Annotated in this window: 14 protein-coding genes; 11 read left to right on the top strand and 3 right to left on the bottom strand. The window is 64.8% G+C overall.

What is annotated here, in order from left to right; all coding sequences use genetic code 11:
* Window positions 1-69: 69 nt before the first annotated feature.
* Window positions 70-1,095 carry an AraC family transcriptional regulator gene (locus ABIA40_RS21470; RefSeq protein WP_404543163.1) on the top strand — a complete coding sequence of 342 codons (1,026 nt, stop codon included), beginning with the start codon at window positions 70-72 and terminating at the stop codon, window positions 1,093-1,095.
* Window positions 1,096-1,125: 30 nt separating this feature from the next.
* Here ABIA40_RS21470 and ABIA40_RS21465 read toward each other — a convergent pair whose 3' ends face one another.
* Window positions 1,126-1,758 carry a cupin domain-containing protein gene (locus tag ABIA40_RS21465; protein WP_157281711.1) on the bottom strand — a complete coding sequence of 211 codons (633 nt, stop codon included), beginning with the start codon at window positions 1,756-1,758 and terminating at the stop codon, window positions 1,126-1,128.
* 218 nt (window positions 1,759-1,976) lie between these two features.
* Between ABIA40_RS21465 and ABIA40_RS21460 the strand changes: the two genes are divergently transcribed.
* From ABIA40_RS21460 to ABIA40_RS21425, 8 genes are all read left to right on the top strand, one after another.
* On the top strand, window positions 1,977-3,668 hold the full coding sequence (locus ABIA40_RS21460) for a peptide ABC transporter substrate-binding protein (protein ID WP_404543162.1): 1,692 nt from the start codon (window positions 1,977-1,979) through the stop codon (window positions 3,666-3,668).
* A gap of 27 nt (window positions 3,669-3,695) precedes the next feature.
* Window positions 3,696-4,646, top strand: a complete 951-nt coding sequence (locus ABIA40_RS21455; protein ID WP_157281707.1) for an ABC transporter permease — start codon at window positions 3,696-3,698, stop codon at window positions 4,644-4,646.
* A gap of 4 nt (window positions 4,647-4,650) precedes the next feature.
* Window positions 4,651-5,526, top strand: coding sequence for an ABC transporter permease (locus ABIA40_RS21450; RefSeq protein WP_057026066.1), 876 nt, complete (start codon window positions 4,651-4,653; stop codon window positions 5,524-5,526).
* Between the two features lie 52 nt (window positions 5,527-5,578).
* Window positions 5,579-6,907 carry an NAD(P)/FAD-dependent oxidoreductase gene (locus ABIA40_RS21445; protein WP_404543160.1) on the top strand — a complete coding sequence of 443 codons (1,329 nt, stop codon included), beginning with the start codon at window positions 5,579-5,581 and terminating at the stop codon, window positions 6,905-6,907.
* 7 nt (window positions 6,908-6,914) lie between these two features.
* Window positions 6,915-7,841, top strand: coding sequence for a 2-hydroxyacid dehydrogenase (locus tag ABIA40_RS21440; protein WP_404543159.1), 927 nt, complete (start codon window positions 6,915-6,917; stop codon window positions 7,839-7,841).
* A 200-nt stretch (window positions 7,842-8,041) separates the two neighbouring features.
* Window positions 8,042-9,910 carry an ABC transporter ATP-binding protein gene (locus ABIA40_RS21435; RefSeq protein ID WP_271541903.1) on the top strand — a complete coding sequence of 623 codons (1,869 nt, stop codon included), beginning with the start codon at window positions 8,042-8,044 and terminating at the stop codon, window positions 9,908-9,910.
* A gap of 443 nt (window positions 9,911-10,353) precedes the next feature.
* Window positions 10,354-10,872: a hypothetical protein gene (locus ABIA40_RS21430; protein WP_271541901.1), complete on the top strand. Its 519-nt coding sequence runs from the start codon at window positions 10,354-10,356 to the stop codon at window positions 10,870-10,872.
* 302 nt (window positions 10,873-11,174) lie between these two features.
* Entirely contained in the window at window positions 11,175-14,549 is a 3,375-nt protein-coding gene (locus ABIA40_RS21425; protein ID WP_404543157.1) for an adenylate/guanylate cyclase domain-containing protein, read from the top strand.
* A 3-nt stretch (window positions 14,550-14,552) separates the two neighbouring features.
* Here ABIA40_RS21425 and ABIA40_RS21420 read toward each other — a convergent pair whose 3' ends face one another.
* On the bottom strand, window positions 14,553-15,776 hold the full coding sequence (locus tag ABIA40_RS21420) for a polyhydroxyalkanoate depolymerase (protein ID WP_271541897.1): 1,224 nt from the start codon (window positions 15,774-15,776) through the stop codon (window positions 14,553-14,555).
* 164 nt (window positions 15,777-15,940) lie between these two features.
* Here ABIA40_RS21420 and ABIA40_RS21415 point away from each other — a divergent pair, with 164 nt between their 5' ends.
* Entirely contained in the window at window positions 15,941-16,597 is a 657-nt protein-coding gene (locus ABIA40_RS21415; protein WP_157281691.1) for a glutathione S-transferase family protein, read from the top strand.
* Between the two features lie 280 nt (window positions 16,598-16,877).
* On the opposite strand, the gene ABIA40_RS21410 is transcribed toward ABIA40_RS21415, so the two are convergent.
* A complete protein-coding gene (locus ABIA40_RS21410) occupies window positions 16,878-17,102 on the bottom strand; it encodes a hypothetical protein (protein ID WP_024339451.1) in 225 nt (74 codons plus the stop codon).
* Window positions 17,103-17,286: 184 nt separating this feature from the next.
* Here ABIA40_RS21410 and ABIA40_RS21405 point away from each other — a divergent pair, with 184 nt between their 5' ends.
* On the top strand, window positions 17,287-17,643 hold the full coding sequence (locus tag ABIA40_RS21405; protein ID WP_271541895.1) for a hypothetical protein: 357 nt from the start codon (window positions 17,287-17,289) through the stop codon (window positions 17,641-17,643).
* Window positions 17,644-17,647 lie beyond the last annotated feature (4 nt).

Genomic DNA, 17,647 nt, shown 5'->3' with positions numbered 1-17,647 from the left:
ACGGCCCTTTTCGCCCCCGCGGAACTATTCTAGGCTTAAAGGAATTCCGGGCGCGAAGCATGGTCGACGATGTCCGCAGCCGAGCTGGAAATGAGCGCAACAGCCTCTGCAGCCGAACGGCTTGCGGCCTTCGCCCGCGTCACCACTGATGACGTCGACGAGGCGGCCGAGCAGATCGGGCGCATCTTCTGCCCGCATGATCTCAAGCCGACACAGGCGCGCGCGGCCGGCTTCTCGGCCCGGCACAATTGCGCGGCCTTCGACGGCTTTTCCATCAACTACGTCGCCTATGGCGGATCGGTCAGCATCGATCCGGGCTGCCTCGAGCGCTTCTTCCTGGTGCAGGTCCCGCTCGCGGGCAGCGCCCGCATTCGTGCCGGTCGTCGCGAGCTCGATGCGGCGCCGGGCCGGATCGCGTCGCTGCTGTCGCCGACGATTCCGACCCGGATGACGTGGACCGATTGCGCGCAGGCGATCCTGCTGCTCGACCGCCGCATGGTCGAGCAGCGCGCCGCGGCCTTGTCGGGCCGGGCGGCCGGTGTGGTCGAGTTTGATCCGGTAATCGAGCTGGATGCGCCGTCCGGGTGGGCTCTGCAGGCCAGGCTCGCCGACCTGATGACACTCGCCGAGCGCCTCGGGCCATCAGGCCGGCTGTCGCCGGCCGCGATGGCCGATTGGCGCGAAGCGCTGCTCGATCATCTGCTCAACCGGCAGCGGCATGGTCTGTCGGATGCGATTGAAACGTTCTCGGGGCAGGCCGAGCGTTTGCCGCGCGCCTTGCGCGCCGCGCGCGATTACCTTGCCGACCATGCCGGCGAGCCGCTCGATCTTGCGCAGCTCGCCTGCGCTTCAGGCATCGGCATCCGCGCACTGCAGCTCGGCTTCCGCCGTCACTTCGGCGCGTCGATCTCGCAGATGCTGCTCGACATGCGCCTTGCAGGCCTTAACGCGCGCCTCGCGCAAGCCGCTCCCGATGTCTCCATCACCGAGATCGCCTTCGATCTCGGCTTCACCCATCTCGGCCGCATGGCCGGCGCCTACCGCGAGAAATTCGGCGAGACGCCGTCAGCCACGCTGCGGCGAAGGATGAGCTAGATCCGTCTCGCCAGACCTTGATGCCGGGCCTCAACCCGCCGGCGAGTCGGTCTGGCGCAGCGTCGTCACCCAGATCACGCGCGCCACCTGCTGGGTCGGGTTGTCGAACATGTGCGGCACGATGCTCGGAAAACGAAAGCTGTCGCCGGCTTCCAGCACATGGGCCTGGTTGTCGAGCCACAGCCGCAGGCTGCCCGAGAGGATGTAGCCCGCCTTCTCGCCGGTGTGCTGCAGGAAGTCGGTGCCGGAGGAGGCGCCGGGGTTGAGCGTGAGCTCGTAGAGCTCGAGCTGGCCCTTGCCTTCCGGCGTCAGCGCTTCCTTGACGACGCCGCTGGCGGTGAGCCGCAGCAGCCGCCTGGCGTTCTTGCGCACGGTGTAGCGCGGCGCTTCAGTGGGATCGCTGCTCTCGAAGAAATAGGAAATGGGAACGTCGAGCGCGATGCTGAGCAGGCGCAGCGTGCGGATCGACGGCATCGCGCGCGCACGTTCGAGCTGGCTGATCATGCCGGTCGACAGGCCGGTCTTGTTGGCGACGTCCTGGATGGACAGGCCGGCGCGCTGACGCAGCAGCCGCACGGTTTCACCCAGGCGCTGGTCGACCGCATCGTCAGCTTCGATCGCCGAAGCGTCCTTGCTGCCGTTGGTATCGCCGCGACCATCCATGTCGCTCTCCCATGCATCATCTCAGCGTCGGGGATCGAGCCCCGCGCCTTCAGTCAGAGTGAAAAGCTGGCGCATTCTAGCAATGCGATTGACAGCTGTATTTAGTCGTGATGAACTTTTGCGAGAAAAATTTAGAAGCACTAAAGCCCACTCCTGTCCCTTTGCCGGGGTCTCGGGGGCGCGGGAGACGGTGCCGCGTGCGGAACGGAGAGTGGGTCATGGCGAACGACACCGGCGAGTTCGGCGTTGGGGCAGGGCATCTCGGCATTCCGAATCGCCGTCAATTCTTCCAGCTCGGCGCGGGCGCAGCCGCAGGCTGGACGCTTTCAGGGAACGCCTTCGCACAGACCGAACGTCCCTCTAATCCGCCGGACAAGCCGCGCGGGCAGGTGATCGCGGCGCTGTCGCAGGAGCCGACCGTCTTTCATCCCTTGATGCCGGGCATCGAGGTTGACCAGGGCGTCTGGTGGCAGGTGTTCTCGCCGCTCTGGTACATCGAGCCCGACGGGAAATTCGTTCCCGACCTCGCCCGCGAAGTCCCGACCATCGAGAATGGCGGCCTCTCGGCCGACGGGTTGACCTGGAAGATCAAGCTGCGCAGCGACGTGAAGTGGCACGACGGCACGCCGTTCACCGCGGAGGATGTCAAATTCTCCATCGAATTGATCAACAATCCCGGTTTCCGCGCGCGCAGCCGCGTCGGCCATAGCCTCGTCAAGGACATTACCGTCGTGGCGCCCGACGAGATCCATTGGCGGATGGAAGCGCCCTATTCACCCTATATGTCGATCCTGGCCTCGTTCACCTTCATCGTGCCCAAGCACATCCTGGAGAAAGTGTCCGATCCGAACGCCTCACCGTTCCACAATGCGCCTGTGGGGACCGGCCCGTTTCGCTGGGGCGAGCGCGTGCCCGGCGACCGTATCCAGTTGAACGCCCACACCGGCTATCATGGCAAGGGGCCGTACGTCGAACGCGTGGTCTTCAAGTACATCCCTGATCTCACCGTGCTCTACACCCAGTTCCGCACCGGTCAGGTCGATTACACCGGCCTGCAAGGCATCCTGCCGAACTTCGTGCAGGAGGCAAAGACGCTGAAGGGCCGCAAGATCTTCGTCTCCTCGACCTCTTCGGTGGAACACATCGCGCCCAATCTGGAATTCGGGCCCTTTGCCGATCGCACCGTGCGCGAGGCGCTCTATCTCGCCATCAACAAGCAGGCGATCATCGACGCGCTCTATTACGGCCTGCCGACGCCGACCGAGAGCTTCGTGCCGCAGCAGGCCTGGTCGTTCCAGCAGGGGCTGCCGCAGCACAAATACGATCCTGCCAAGGCCAATGCGCTGCTCGACGCCGCGGGCTGGGTTCGTGGCTCCAGCGGCATCCGCGAGAAGGGCGGGGTCAAGCTCGAGTTCGCCAACTCGACGACGGCAGGCAGTGCCGTGCGCGAGCAGTGCCAGCAGCTCCTGATCCAGGACTGGCGGGCCATTGGCGCGGCGATGCGCGTCAACAACATGCCGGCGGCCGTGATTTGGGGCGACTTCTGGCAGCAATCGAAGTTCAATTCGGTGATCGTCGGCGTGAACTTCATGCTTGGCAGCGACCCTGACGTGACGCCGCGCTTCGGCTCCGGCGCCATTCCCGCCAAGGGCGGCCGCGGCTTCAACACTTATCAATATCAGAGCGCGGAGGCCGACCGGCTGTTGTCTCAAGGCGCCAAGCAATTCGACCTGGCGCAGCGAAAGGCGACCTATGGCGAGCTGCAAAAGCTGATCCGCAACGACCTCGCGATCCTGCCGCTGTTCCAGGGCTTCATCGCCGAAGGCATCAAGGAGGGGCTGCAAGGCTTCCGTCCCAACATCAACATGTCGATCAACAGCTGGAATATGCGCGAATGGTATTGGGCCTGATGTCTCGGGCTGGTCGGATCGCCTGAGATGGCCCGCTACGTCGTCAATCGCCTGGCACAGGCGATCATGCTGCTGGTGATCGTCTCGGGAATCGGCTTCGCCATCCTGCATCTGGCGCCCGGCGGGCCGCTGTCGCAGTTTGCCGTCTCAAGCCATATGACCCAGGAGGATCTCGACCGCGTCACCAGGCAGCTCGGCCTCGATCGGCCGTTGCCGGTCCAATATCTCGACTGGTTCGGCCGCATGGTGCGGGGTGATTGGGGCAAGTCGTATCGCGACGGCGAGGCGGTGCTGTCGGTGATCTCCTCGCATCTCGGCGCCACGCTGGAGCTGATGGCGACGGCGACGATCATCGCGGTGCTGCTCGGCTGCTGGATCGGCATCCTCGGCGCGCTACGCCGCTACTCGCTGTTCGATACGCTCGCCACCGTTGGCGCCATGATCGCGCTGTCGATCCCGACCTTCTGGTTCGGCCTCGTCACCATCTACGTCTTCTCCGTCAAGCTCGGCTGGCTGCCGGCGGGCAACCGGCACACCATTGGCGACGGCTCCTTCCTCGACCTGCTGCATCATCTGATCGCGCCGGCCATGGTGCTGGCGCTGGTCGAGACCGCGATGTGGGGCCGCTTCATGCGCTCCTCGATGCTCGAGGTCATCAACCAGGACTACATCCGCACCGCGCGCGCCAAGGGCATGCCGGAATGGCGCATCCTCACGGTGCACGCGCTGCGCAACGCGCTGCTGCCGATGATCACGGTCGCGGGCCTGCAGTTTCCGACGCTGCTCGGCGGTGCGCTGGTTGCGGAGACCGTGTTCACCTGGCCGGGCATGGGCCGCCTGTTCCTGGATTCGATCGGTTACCGCGACTATCCCGTGGTGATGGGCATCCTGATGTTCTCGGCGACGATGGTGCTGATCGGCTCGCTGCTCGCCGACATCCTCTATGCCGTCGTCGATCCCCGCATCCGGGTGGGCTGAAGCGATGGCAACCGCAGCCCTCTCCACGGTTCAGCTCGCGCCCGGCCAGGCCGCGTGGCGGCGCTTCCGCCGGCATCGGCTGGCGCTCGCGGGCGCATTGATCATCCTCGTCCTCGTGCTCGGTTCGGCGTTCGGTCCCTACCTGCTGCCGTTCGACGACACCTACATCGACATCATGAAGCGGTTCGCGCCGCCGCTCTCCGGCGCGCACATCCTCGGCACCGACGAGCTCGGCCGCGACGTGCTGGCACGGTTGATGATGGGCGGGCGGGTCTCGCTTTCGATCGGCATCGTCGCGATGGTGATCGCGATGGCGGTCGGGATCGTCGTTGGCGCCTTTGCCGGGTTCTATGGCGGCGCGGTCGGTGCGGTTCTGATGCGGCTGGTCGACGCCGTGCTGTGCTTTCCGACCATCTTCCTGCTGCTGGCGCTCGCAGCGCTCACCGAGCCCGGCCTCGTCACCACCACCGTGCTGATCGCGGCGACGGCCTGGATGGCGGTGGCGCGCGTGGTCGAGGCCCAGGTGCGCTCGTTGCGTGAGCGGGAATTTGCAGTCGCCGCGCTCGCCTTCGGCTCCTCGAACCTGCGCATCATGTTCCGCGAGCTCGTGCCCAACGCGATCGCGCCGATCGTCGTTGCCGCGACGCTCAACGTCGCCAAGGCGATCCTGCTCGAATCCTATGTCAGCTATCTCGGCTACGGCATCCAGCCGCCGGCGGCGAGCTGGGGCAACATGCTCAACAATGCGCAGATCTATCTGACCAGCGCGCCCTGGCTCGCGATCGCGCCGGGCGTCGCCATCACGCTCGCGGTGACCAGCTTCAACTTCCTCGGTGACGGCCTGCGCGATGCGCTCGATCCGCGAATGAACATCCCGTGACGCGCAAGACCTCTGACGCGCAAGAGCTCGAACTGAACTCCAGGAGTGCCCCATGTCCCCGCCGCTCAACCGCATCAACAGCGACGAACGCCTGCCGGCGCAGGTAGATGTCGTCGTCATCGGCGGCGGCGTCATCGGCGTCTCGGCCGCCTATCATCTGGCGAAGAAGGGCCTCTCCGTCGCGCTGGTCGAGAAGGGCCATGTTGGCGGCGAGCAGTCGAGCCGCAATTGGGGCTGGTGCCGCCAGCAAGGCCGCGCGCGCGAGGAGATTCCGCTCGCCCGCGAGGCGCTGCGGTTGTGGGAGGACATGCAGAACGATGCCGGCGTCGATGCCGGCTTCCGGCGAACAGGGGTGTTGTTCCTGACCAAGAGCAAGGACGAACTGGCAAGCTGGGAGCGCTGGGCAGCGGTCGCGCGCGAGATGCAGGTTCACTCCACCGTGCTGACGCTGGCCGAAGTCGCCGAGCGCATGCCCGGCAATGCTGACACGTGGGTCGGCGGCCTGCACACGCCGAGCGATGGCCGCGCCGAGCCGTCGATGGCCGTCCCTGCGCTCGCCACCGCCGCACGCAAGCACGGCGTCACCATCCACCAGGGCTGCGCCGCGCGCGGACTGGAGACGACGGGCGGACGCGTCAGCGCGGTCGTCACCGAGAAGGGCACCATCCGCACGCAATCCGTGCTGCTGGCGGGCGGCGCGTGGTCGTCGCTGTTCTGCCGCCGCCACGGCATCGAGCTGCCGATCGGCCTCGTCAACGCCACCGCGTGCCGGACTACGCCGGGACCGGAGATCACCTCCGGCGCGCTCGGCACCGATTTCTACTGCATCCGCCGCCGCCTCGACGGCGGCTTTACGCTGGCGCTGCGCAACCGCGGCACGGTCGAGCTGTCGCCGGACCTGTTCCGTTACGCGCGCACGTTCTGGCCGACCTATCAGCATCGCAAGAACGGATTGAAGCTCTCGTTCGGCAAGTCGTTCTTTGATCAGCTCGTGCGCGGCACCAGCTGGAGTTTCGACAAGCCATCGCCCTTCGAGGCCGAGCGCGTGCGCGATCCCGCGCCCGACATGTCGCTGGTCAATGCGGCGCTGGCGGCGCTGATCAAGTCGAATCCGGAATTGAAGGACATCGCAATCGCGGAAGCCTGGGGCGGCACCATCGACTGCACGCCCGATACGATTCCGGTGATCTCACCGGTCGATGCGCTGCCGGGCTTCTTCCTCGCGACCGGCTTCTCCGGCCACGGTTTCGGCATCGGTCCAGCCGCTGGCAAGCTTGCGGCCGACCTCGTGACGGGCGCGACGCCGCTTGTCGATCCCGCCGCCTACAGCCACAAGCGCATGATCGACGGCCGTCGTCTCGCGCCGGTCAGCCCGTTCTGAGGCCGGCATGACGGTTCTCTACAAGGCCAACATGGTGCGCGGCGCCGAGTGGGCGCGCTTCTTCGCGGAGCGCGCGCCCGACGTGCCGTTCCGGCTCTGGCCTGATATCGGCGACCCCGCCGCGGTGCGTTATCTCGTGGCCTGGGTGCCGCCGGATGACATCGCGACGACCTTTCCCAATCTCGAGCTGGTCTTCTCGGTGGGTGCCGGCGTCGATCAGTTCGACACCACGAAAGTCCCAGCGCACATCCCGCTGGTCCGCATGCTGGAGCCCGGCATCGCCGAGACCATGGTCGAATACGTCACCATGGCCGTGCTCGGCCTGCATCGCGATCTCCTCGATTTCATCGGCCAGCAGAAGCAGCAGGTCTGGCGCGAGATCCGGATCACGCCGGCCAGGCGCCGGCGGGTCGGCGTGATGGGGCTCGGCCAACTCGGCCAGGCCGTGCTGAAACGGCTCAAGACGTTCGGCTTTCCGCTACTTGGGTGGAATCGTTCGCCGCGCGAGATCGAAGGCGTCACCTGCTATGCGGGGGCCGATGCCTTGCCAGAATTTCTGGCGCAGGCCGACATTCTCGTCTGCCTGCTGCCGCTGACGGATCAAACGCGCGGCATTCTCAATGCCGAGTTGTTCGCGCGCCTGCCGCGCGGGGCAGGGCTCGTCAATGTCGGGCGCGGCCCGCATCTCGTCGAGGCCGATCTCCTCGCAGCCCTCGACAGCGGCGCGCTATCAGGTGCGGTGCTCGACGTCACCGATCCCGAGCCGCTGCCTGCAGGCCACCCGTTCTGGAGCCATCCGCGCATCCTGCTGACGCCGCACAATGCCAGCATGACGACGCCCGATACGGCGGTCGATTTCGTGCTCGACGTCATCGCGCGGCATCGTCGCGGCGAGGAGCTGCCCGGGCTGGTCGATCGCAAGCGGGGGTACTAGGGCGGAATGGTGATGGTGACATCAGTGCTGCCACGGGCTCCTCTTACCTCTCCCGCCTGCGGGAGAGGTCGGCGCGTAGCGCCGGGTGAGGGCTCTCTCCTCTGGGGGGATCTCGCTTGCGGAGACACCCTCTCCCCAACCCGCCCCCGCAAGCGGGGGAGGGGGCGCATCTTCTCCGCGGCGGTTGGCGGAGGCCTCGCATGAGCATCGTGGCAAACATTTCGAACGAAGCCATCGCCAACGCACAGGGCCCCGTGCTGTCGGTCGCCGGCCTCACCACCTCCTTCATGCTCGAGCGGCAATGGGTACCCGTCGTCCGCAACGTCTCGTTCGACATCGCGGCCCGCGAGACCGTCGCGATCGTCGGCGAGTCCGGTTCGGGCAAGAGCGTCACCGCGCTGTCGATCATGCGGCTCATCCCGAGCGAGATCGGCCGGGTCGAGGGCCGCGTCATGCTGGCGGGGCGCGATCTGCTCGCGCTGCCCGAGGCTGATATGAAGGATATCCGCGGCAATGACGTCGCCATGATCTTCCAGGAGCCGATGACGAGCCTCAATCCGGTGCTCACCATCGGCTTCCAGATCGCGGAGGCGCTGATCCAGCATCGCGGCCTGTCGCGCGCGGCAGCGGAGGCGGAGACCATCCGCCTGCTCGATCGCGTCCGCATCCCTGCGGCGGCGTCGCGCTTCCACGAGCATCCGCACCGCTTCTCCGGCGGCATGCGCCAGCGCGTGATGATCGCGATGGCGCTGGCCTGCAAGCCGAAGCTTCTGATCGCGGACGAGCCGACCACCGCGCTCGACGTCACCATCCAGGCGCAGATCCTCGAGCTCTTGAAGGAGCTTCAACAGGAGGAGGGCATGTCGATCCTCTTCATCACCCACGACATGGGCGTGGTCGCCGAGATCGCGGACCGCACCGTGGTGATGTATGGCGGGCAGGCGGTGGAGACGGACGCCACCGCCCGCATTTTCGCCGCGCCTGCGCATCCCTATACGCGCGCGCTGCTCGCGGCCGTGCCGCGGCTCGGCTCGATGGACGGGCGGATGCGGCCGATGCGGTTTCCGATCGTCGACAAGGTGACGGGCACGTCGGACGAGCCGGCCGAGACGCCCGATACGGTCTCGCCCGCCGAGCGGCCTCTGCTGGAAGTCTCAAACCTCACGACGCGCTTTCCGATCCGCTCCGGCCTGTTCGGCAAGGTCTCGGGCCGCGTCCATGCGGTCGAGAACGTCTCCTTCACCTTGCGCGCCGGCGAGACACTGGCGGTGGTCGGCGAATCCGGCTGCGGCAAGTCGACCACCGGCCGATCCATCCTCAAGTTGACCGAGCCGGACAGCGGCACCGTCCTGATCGACGGCCAGGATGTGCTGGCCATGAACGGCCGGGCTCTACGCGATGTCCGCAAGCACATGCAAATCGTGTTTCAGGATCCGTTCGCGAGCCTCAATCCGCGCATGTCGGTGGGGACGGCGATCGCCGCGCCCCTGCTTGCCAACGGACTCGCAACGGCGTCGCAGGCGCGCGACAAGGTCGCCGACCTGCTCGTCCGCGTCGGCCTCTCCGCCGACATGGCCGCGCGTTTCCCGCACGAATTCTCCGGCGGCCAGCGCCAGCGCATCTGCATCGCGCGCGCGCTCGCCCTCGGGCCGAAGCTGATCGTCGCCGACGAAGCTGTCTCCGCGCTCGACGTCTCGGTCAAGGCGCAGGTCGTCAACCTGATGCTCGACCTCCAGGCCAGCATGGGCCTTGCCTATCTCTTCATTTCCCACGACATCGCCGTGGTCGAGCGCATGAGCCACCGCGTCGCCGTGATGTATCTCGGCGAGATCGTCGAGATCGGCCCGCGCGCGTCGGTGTTCGGCAACCCGCAGCATCCCTATACGAAAAAACTGATGGCCGCCGTGCCGGTGCCCGACCCGTCACGCCGCGGCACGCGGCGCCAAGCCTCGAACGATGAGATCAGAAGCCCGGTCCGCGCGCCGGACTACCAGCCGCCGGTGCGGCAATATCGCGAAGTGTCGCCCGGCCACGTGGTGCAGGTGTGGGGCGAGGAATGGTCGACATGAGGCTGCGAGCTTCACGAAAGCAAGCGCGGATCTTTGATTTCGGCCAGACGTGATCAGCGTGCTGACCAACCGCGCGTTGCAGAGCCAGCATGTTCGCCCTCCCTTATCGCAACAATGCAGGCGCGTCCTCCGGAAATTGTGACCGAATAGAGCGACAGGGAAGAGCCGTGTGTGAACCGTTTCATACGCAATCGCTCTCTTTCTGAATTACCACTCTCGCAACGAAATTGCCGCACCCGGATCATTTCAAACACGGGTGAGAGGCAATGCCTGCGCAGCCGCATGCTCGCAGCTTTGGATTGGCTCCATCTTGCTCACGAGCAAGCCAGTCCCATCACTCAGCAAAGATCCTTCAGAAATTGGAATGAAAGGGCATCGCGCAACTCACGCAGCTTCTGTTCGGGGTCGGCCGGTAGGCTGCTACTTACTCAGAAGGAGCTCCTATGAAGATAAGCAGCGCAATTTCCAACGCCTTCTCCGCAACAAGGCGGGTCGGCAATCTTCGGATCCCCCGTTCCAGTTTGATCAAATCGGCCCATCTTCTTGAAAGAATCGGACTGGCCGCGGTTGGGGCCTCTGGCGGGCTCTATGTTGGTGCGACCCTGTTACGTCAGAAGGCCGGACTGTTTGAAAGCGGCTGGATCGTCCTGATAACGATACTCTACGGAGCTCTTGGCTATTACATGGGGATTGATTTGTCGGGCAATGCCCCCGCGCAGAGGTCGACATCGAGCATCTCGGAAGAGTGGAACGGTTCCGAGCCGATAGAGATCATGAGTGCGGCCGGCACGTTCGGCGCGGCAATCGCTGCAACTCTGTCCGTCAGCATCCTTGTCCTTGATCAGAATTTGCCAAACGGCCTGATCGGCTTTGTTGCCGGCTGCTGGGTAATTGGTTCTTCGCTGCAGGTTGCGGCGGGCACGATGGCTCGCAGCTACGAAGCGCCGATCAGCGAGCAATGAAGGAGCTGCTGTCGCGGAAAACGTCCGTTCGGCACAAGCCGCAGTGTTGGTTCGGTTTCGGTTCGAAATGACCGCCACGACTCATCGCAACCTCCGCCGTCCAATGCTGCGTGCCGACGATGTTTGGTAGCAAAGCCGTTCGCATCGAGCAGCGTCACCGCTTGAATGCGATATCGGCATTGAGAAACCCAGGTTATCGCGCAACAAACAAGACGTGCCATCATGGTGGTGTTGGTATATTGTCCCCGCGCGCCGTGGTCCAAAATTTCTGCTAACCGCTAACCACACGATCGGTGGAGCCAATGCAGATTGCGGAGTGGCTCGAGAAGCTGGGGCTTGCGCAATACGCGGAGCGCTTTGCCCAAAATGGGATCGACATAGGCGTCCTTCCCGAACTGATGGACGAGGACTTCGATAAGCTCGGAGTCCTGCTCGGCCATCGCCGCAAGATGCTGCGTGCTATCGCTGACCTCGATCCGGCCGCGTTGATCGCATCTCCCGCTCCTCCTCAGGACGCCGAGCGGCGTCATCTCACGGTCATGTTTTGCGATCTGGTCGGCTCGACTGCGCTCTCGGCGCGTCTCGATCCCGAGGATATGTGGGAGGTGATCCGGGCCTATCGCGCTGCCTGCGCGAGCGTGATTGCTGCTTATGATGGCAGGATAGCCAGATTCGTCGGTGACGGAATACTCGTCTATTTCGGCTATCCGCGCGCCCACGAAGATGATGCCGAGCGCGCGGTGCGCGCCGGCCTCGACATGATCTCCGCGATACGCCAGCTCAAGACAGGGACCGACGAACGAGCTGAACTGCGGATCGCAATTGCGACCGGACTCGTGGTGGTCGGAGACCTCATCAGCGGAGATGCGTCGGAGGAGCACGCAACCATCGGCGACACACCAAACCTCGCCGCCCGGCTCCAGAGCCTGGCGGAGCCGGGGGTCGTCGTCGTTGCTTCATCGACGCGCCGGCTGCTTGGCGATCTCTTCTCCCTGCGCAATCTCGGCCGTCGGGAGGTCAAGGGAATGGCAGACCCCATCGCGGTCTGGGCGGTGGAAGGCGCGACCGCATCCGAGAGTCGCTTCGAGGCAGTCCGTGCCGCGCGCTCGATCGGCTTTGTCGGCCGTAAGAACGAGATCGAGTTCATCCTCTCGCGCCAGCGGGAGGCATGGCAGGGCCGGGGACAGTTCGTGTTGATTTCCGGCGAAGCGGGCATCGGCAAGTCGCGTATTGTGGCAACGCTGTCCGAAAGTCCCTCGTTGGGGACGCACCGTCGCGTGCGATATCAGTGTTCACCTTACCACACCAACAGCGCGCTTCATCCCTTTGTCGCGCAGCTCGAGCGCGCCGCCGGAATTCGCTCGCACGACACGGCGGATCAAAAACTCGACAAGCTCGAGGCAATGCTCGCAATAGGAACCCAGCAGGTCGCCCGGGCAACACCGCTCATTGCGGCATTGCTTTCGATTCCCACCGGCGACCATTGCCCGCCCCTCGGCTTGAGCCCGGCGCAGCAGCGGCGGCAGACATTTGCCGCCCTTCTCGATCAGCTTGAGGGACTGGCGAGAGGCCAGCCGCTGCTGATCATCTGCGAGGATATGCATTGGGCCGATGCCACGACACTTGAACTGTTCGATCTCGCGGTCGATCGGATCAGAGGGCTGCCGATACTCGTGCTCTTGACGTCCCGGCCGGAGTTCGAGCCCTCCTGGTCGGGCCTTGCCAACGTCAGTCTGTTGCGGCTCGACCGGCTCGATCGGCAGGACACCCGCGCGCTCGTCGAGCAGATTGTCGTCGGTCGCCGGCTGCCAAGCGAGATGATGGAGCAGATCATCGACAAGACCGATGGCATTCCGCTATTCGTCGAGGAATTGACCAAGATGGTGCTGGAGTCCGGGCTGCTCGTTGAGGATGCCGGGCGCTACCGCCTGAATAATCCGCTGCCGCCGCTTGCTATCCCTGCGACGCTGCAGGATTCGCTGATGGCGCGGCTCGATCGGCTCGCTCCGGTCAAGGAGGTGGCCCAGATAGGAGCCGCCATTGGCCGCGACTTCTCGTACGCGCTGCTGAAAACCGTGGCGGGACGCGACGATCTGACGCTGAGCGCTGCGCTGGGACAACTCGAAGAGGCCGAACTGCTGCTTCGTCGCGGGACGCCGCCCGAAGCGAGTTATAGTTTCAAGCACGCCCTTGTTCAGGAAGCGGCCTACGAGAGTCTGCTCAAGAGCAAACGGCAGGTTCTTCACACACGAATTGGCGATGTCCTGCGTGAGAAGTTTCCAGCCGTCGCCGAGACCGAGCCGGAAGTTCTGGCGCACCACTTCACCGAGGCGGGGCTGAGCGAGATCGCCCTCGAATGGTGGCGCAAGGCGGGCCAGCAGGCGTTGAAACGCTCGGCCTATTCCGAGGCGATCGCCCATCTCGGCAAGGCCATCGCGATCGCCGATCAATTGCCTGGCGAGCCCCACCGGATGACGAGCAGGCTGCATCTTCAAATCGCATATGGCCGTGCCTTGCGGGGCAGCCTCGGCCACAGCGCTCCGGAAACGGTCGCCGCATGGACGCGCGCGCGACAATTCGCAGCCGGTATCGATGATCCCGTTGAACTTGCGCCGGTCCATTCCGGCCTCTTCAATGCCTGCCTGACCCATGGCGAACTTGCTCCGATGCGGGAGCTGGCGGATGCCATCAGGAGCGCCGCTGAGCGACGGCCGGACTCGCCGGTGGCCGCCGTCGTGGCCCATTGGACTGGGGGCGTGACCTGCTGGTTCGCCGGCGAGTATTTGAACGCGCGTACGCATCTTGAGCGGGCGCTGGCGATCTATCGGGCCGAACCGGATCCCGCGACCTTCAGGGCTTCGGCGCTGGATCTCCCGTTCGTGATCATGCGATTTCTCGCTTTGGTGCTCTGGCCGCTCGGCGACATCGCTCGTGCGCGCAAGCTCGCCGCGGAAGCGGTGGGTACTCCAGGAGAAAAACGGGCGCTGTCCCAGGCCAATGCGTTGGTTCATCGCGCGGTGTTCGACGGAGTATGCGGGGGCATGTTGCAGCAGACAGAGACGATCCTGGCGCTCGGTCTCGCACGCGACCACACGATGCCGCTGTACGTGGCCGCCGGCACCTACCTGAACGGCCTCGCCAAGTGGCGTGCAGGAGACCGAATGGCCGGACTGGCGGACATGCGTCACGGCTGGACCTTCCTGCACGAGAACGATTGCTACCTCTGCGAACCGTTCTGGGGGATGCATGTCGCCCTGGCGATTGCAGATCTAGGCGAAGTCGAGACCGGGCTGGAAATCCTGGACGAATTGATCGCCGGGACGGGACAATCCGGCCAGCATTGGCTTGATGCCGAGCTGCATCGTGTCCGCGGTAAACTCTTATCGCGCCATGATCCTTCGGACGAATCCAGCGCCGAAGACGCCCTCAAGCGGGCGCTGGACATCGCACAACATCAGCGGACCAAGACTTTCGAGCTGCGCAGTGCCCTTGAACTTGCACGCCTGTACAAGACAAATGGCCGAGCGCGTACGCTATCCGAAGTTCTCGCTCCCGTGCTCGCCGAATTCGAGGCGGAACGAAATCTTCCGGAATCCGTGGAAGCGAAAGAGCTGCTCAAGCAAGAGCATGAGGCACATGCCGTTGCCCCAGGCCGGACGTCGTATCGGCAGAGATGATCCTCACGAATTCACGTGCACGAAGTCCCGCAGCAGCGGATAGATCTCGTTGTTCCAGCGCTTGCCGGAGAACACGCCGTAATGGCCGACGCCGGCCTGCATGTGGTGGACGCGGCGATAGGCGCGCACGCCGGTGCAGAGGTCCTGGGCGGCGAGCGTCTGGCCGATCGAGCAGATGTCGTCCTTCTCGCCCTCGACCGTCATCAGCCCCATGCGACTGACGGCTTTGGTGTTCACTTGACGGCCGCGATGCATCAGCTTGCCTTGCGGCAGGAGGTGCTCCTGGAACACGTCGCGCACGGTCTCGATGTAGAACTCGGCCGGCAGATCCATCACGGCGAAATATTCGTCGTAGAAGGTCTTGATGGTCGCGGCCTTCTCCTTCTCGCCCTTGGCGATGTGGTTGGCGAGGTCCATGTGCTGCTTGATGTGGCGCTCGAGATTCATCGAGACGAAGGCGCTGAGCTGCACGAAGCCGGGATAGACTTTGCGCAGGGCGCCGCGGCACTGCACCGGCACGTAGTTGATCAGATTGCGCTCGAACCATTCGATCGGCTTGCTCTTGGCGAACTCGTTGACCCTGGTCGGCTGGATCCGCGTGTCGATCGGGCCGGCCATCAGCGTCAGCGTCGCCGGGCGCGAGGGATGGTTGTCCTCGCACATGATCGCGGCAGCCGCGAGCGCGGAGACGGACGGCTGGCAGATCGCCACCATGTGCGGGCGCGGCCCGAGCTGCCCAAGGAAGTCGATCAGGTGCTCGGTGTAGTCGTCGAGCCCGAAGCGGCCCTCGCTGCGCGGGATGTCGCGCGGATTGTGCCAGTCGGTGATGTAGACGTCGTGGTCCTGCAGCAGCGTCTTCACGGTGCCGCGCAGGAGCGTGGCGAAATGTCCGGACATCGGCGCCACCAGCAGCATGCGCGGCTGCTCGCCGACGCCTTCTTTCTTGAAGTGCAGCAGCGAGCCGAACGGCGTCGCGTAGGCGATCTCCTCGCTGACTGCGACCTCGCGGTTGCCCACCATGACGCTGTCGATGCCGTAGGCGGGACGGTCATAGGTGAGGGTGGAGCGCGAGATCAGCTCCAGCGCGGCCGACAGCCGGCCGACCACCTGGTCCGATGAGCCCTGAGGCACCAGATTGAGGAATTTGAGTGCGGACGAAGCCCCCGCGCGCCATGGCGCAGTCAGGTCCATGTGGTTCTGAAAAGCCTGATAATACATCGACATCATACTGAAGCGCCCACTTGCCTCCTGTCGTGATGCAATATCGAAGCCAGACGGGAGCCGGACCGCCCGGAAAATTGGCACGTCGCTTGCTGCGCCCCGGGCGGGTAGGCACAGATCACGGGCACGCACGCGCGGGGTGCGTTGCCCAGGCGTGAGGGAAGGGCTCTATGGCGAAGGCGACACTGACCATCAGCAGCAAGAACTACTCGTCCTGGTCGCTGCGTGGCTGGCTGCTGACGAAATTCTCCGGGCTCGACTTCGAGGAGATCGTCACCGCGCCGGACGATCCGTCGGCGCGCGCGGAGATCCTGCTGCTGTCGTCCTCGATCCTGGTGCCGTGCCTGCGGCACGAGGGCGCCGTGGTCTGGGACACGCTGGCGATTGCCGAATATCTCAACGAGGTGATGCCGGACGCAGGCCTGTTGCCGGCCGACCGCATCCAGCGCGCCCATTGCCGCTCGATCTCAGGCGAAATCCATTCCGGCTTCACCACTTTGCGCGCCTCGCTGCCGGTCAACCTGAAGGGGCACTTTCCCGGCTTCAAGATCTGGTCGCGGGCGCAGGCCGATATCGACCGCGTCTGGTTCATCTGGCGCGACTGCCTGGAGAAATCGGGCGGTCCCTTCCTGTTTGGCGAGAAGCGCACCATGGCGGATGCGATGTACGCTCCCGTCGTGACGCGCTTCGTGACCTACGACGTTAAGCTCGCACCGCCGCTGAAGGCCTATGCCGACACCATCATGGCCATGCCCGAGATGCAGGAATGGGTCGCGGCGGCAAAGGAGGAGCCGGCCGAGATCGAGGAGCTCGAGGTCGAATATTAGGCAGGCGTTGCACGGCTGTGCCTGTTTCGGGGGCGGCGGCCCTCCGCTGCGGACCGCAGCGCTATGCCTTTGCAACAATTAACCTTTGGACCCGGTGACAGGCGCCTGCGATCCGGCCGGCTGCGCAGATATTGTGCGCGCCTGCCGAACCGCAGCGAGATCTAGCCGTGAACAGGTGCGTACAAGGCGCTTCGGCTGATTCGGACGTGATTCGTTCGGGCCGCGTTGCGAAGGTTAAAGCGCAGCGCCGCCCCGTCGCATTTTGAAACAGACACCGCCTTCAGGCGGCCCCGCGCTGCTTCACGCGCGGCAGGCGCCAGCCGATCACGGTTGCTTCCACCGCAATCCCGGCCTCGTGGTTCTGCCAGCGTCCCTCGACATAGCGGCAGGCGAACGGCAGTTGATAGGTCCCGCTGTGATCCTCGCACAGCACTTCGAGTGGCAGGCCCGGCGGTGGTTCTCCGGCGCCGTCGAATTCCGCCAAACGTCTATCGCGCGTTGCCATTCCGAAAATCTCCCCTAAACAAAGCCGCGGAGAGCGCCCACTTCTTCCGCATGCGGTTCACTGCTCCCCCGTCCCAAGGGGAACGAGCCCAAGCTCAACGCGAGAATGCGGTGCGAGTGTGGTAGCCTCACGCTGCAGTGCGCAAACAGCGCACATTGATGTGATCGACTGGCGAGGAACTTTCATGCTGCTTCGAAACGCCGGCATTTGTTTCGCAATGTTGCTGCTCGCAGCGCTGGCGCCTCTGCCCGTGCTCGCGCAGGACGTGCCCGGCATCGAGATCTGCACGGTCGAGAAGACCATGGAACGCCGCACCAGCTGCCTTCAGAGCAATGTCGACTTCCTGCAGAAGACGATCACCAAGCTCTCCCTCGATCATCAGCAGAAGCTGGATGCGGCGGGTCGCCAGATCGATGCGTTGAAGACAGCCGTCGCCGGCCTGCAGAAGACGCTTCTTGATCTCCAGGCCGCGCAGGCGAAGACCGCCGAGGATCTGAAGAAGAAGCAGGACGCGCCGCCGGCGAAGGATGCTGCGAAATAGGCGC

It is taken from the genome of Bradyrhizobium sp. USDA 223, from assembly GCF_044909005.1.
GTDB lineage: Bacteria > Pseudomonadota > Alphaproteobacteria > Rhizobiales > Xanthobacteraceae > Bradyrhizobium > Bradyrhizobium yuanmingense.
This window is presented reverse-complemented; position numbering and strand designations above follow the sequence as displayed.

Excerpts from the sequence above, each read along its gene's own strand:
- ABIA40_RS21470 (WP_404543163.1), top strand. The coding sequence starts at position 70 with ATGTCCGCAGCCGAGCTGGAAATGAGCGCAACAGCCTCTGCAGCCGAA.
- ABIA40_RS21465 (WP_157281711.1), bottom strand. The coding sequence starts at position 1,758 with ATGGATGGTCGCGGCGATACCAACGGCAGCAAGGACGCTTCGGCGATC.
- ABIA40_RS21460 (WP_404543162.1), top strand. The coding sequence starts at position 1,977 with ATGGCGAACGACACCGGCGAGTTCGGCGTTGGGGCAGGGCATCTCGGC.
- ABIA40_RS21455 (WP_157281707.1), top strand. The coding sequence starts at position 3,696 with ATGGCCCGCTACGTCGTCAATCGCCTGGCACAGGCGATCATGCTGCTG.
- ABIA40_RS21450 (WP_057026066.1), top strand. The coding sequence starts at position 4,651 with ATGGCAACCGCAGCCCTCTCCACGGTTCAGCTCGCGCCCGGCCAGGCC.
- ABIA40_RS21445 (WP_404543160.1), top strand. The coding sequence starts at position 5,579 with ATGTCCCCGCCGCTCAACCGCATCAACAGCGACGAACGCCTGCCGGCG.
- ABIA40_RS21440 (WP_404543159.1), top strand. The coding sequence starts at position 6,915 with ATGACGGTTCTCTACAAGGCCAACATGGTGCGCGGCGCCGAGTGGGCG.
- ABIA40_RS21435 (WP_271541903.1), top strand. The coding sequence starts at position 8,042 with ATGAGCATCGTGGCAAACATTTCGAACGAAGCCATCGCCAACGCACAG.
- ABIA40_RS21430 (WP_271541901.1), top strand. The coding sequence starts at position 10,354 with ATGAAGATAAGCAGCGCAATTTCCAACGCCTTCTCCGCAACAAGGCGG.
- ABIA40_RS21425 (WP_404543157.1), top strand. The coding sequence starts at position 11,175 with ATGCAGATTGCGGAGTGGCTCGAGAAGCTGGGGCTTGCGCAATACGCG.
- ABIA40_RS21420 (WP_271541897.1), bottom strand. The coding sequence starts at position 15,776 with ATGATGTCGATGTATTATCAGGCTTTTCAGAACCACATGGACCTGACT.
- ABIA40_RS21415 (WP_157281691.1), top strand. The coding sequence starts at position 15,941 with ATGGCGAAGGCGACACTGACCATCAGCAGCAAGAACTACTCGTCCTGG.
- ABIA40_RS21410 (WP_024339451.1), bottom strand. The coding sequence starts at position 17,102 with ATGGCAACGCGCGATAGACGTTTGGCGGAATTCGACGGCGCCGGAGAA.
- ABIA40_RS21405 (WP_271541895.1), top strand. The coding sequence starts at position 17,287 with ATGCTGCTTCGAAACGCCGGCATTTGTTTCGCAATGTTGCTGCTCGCA.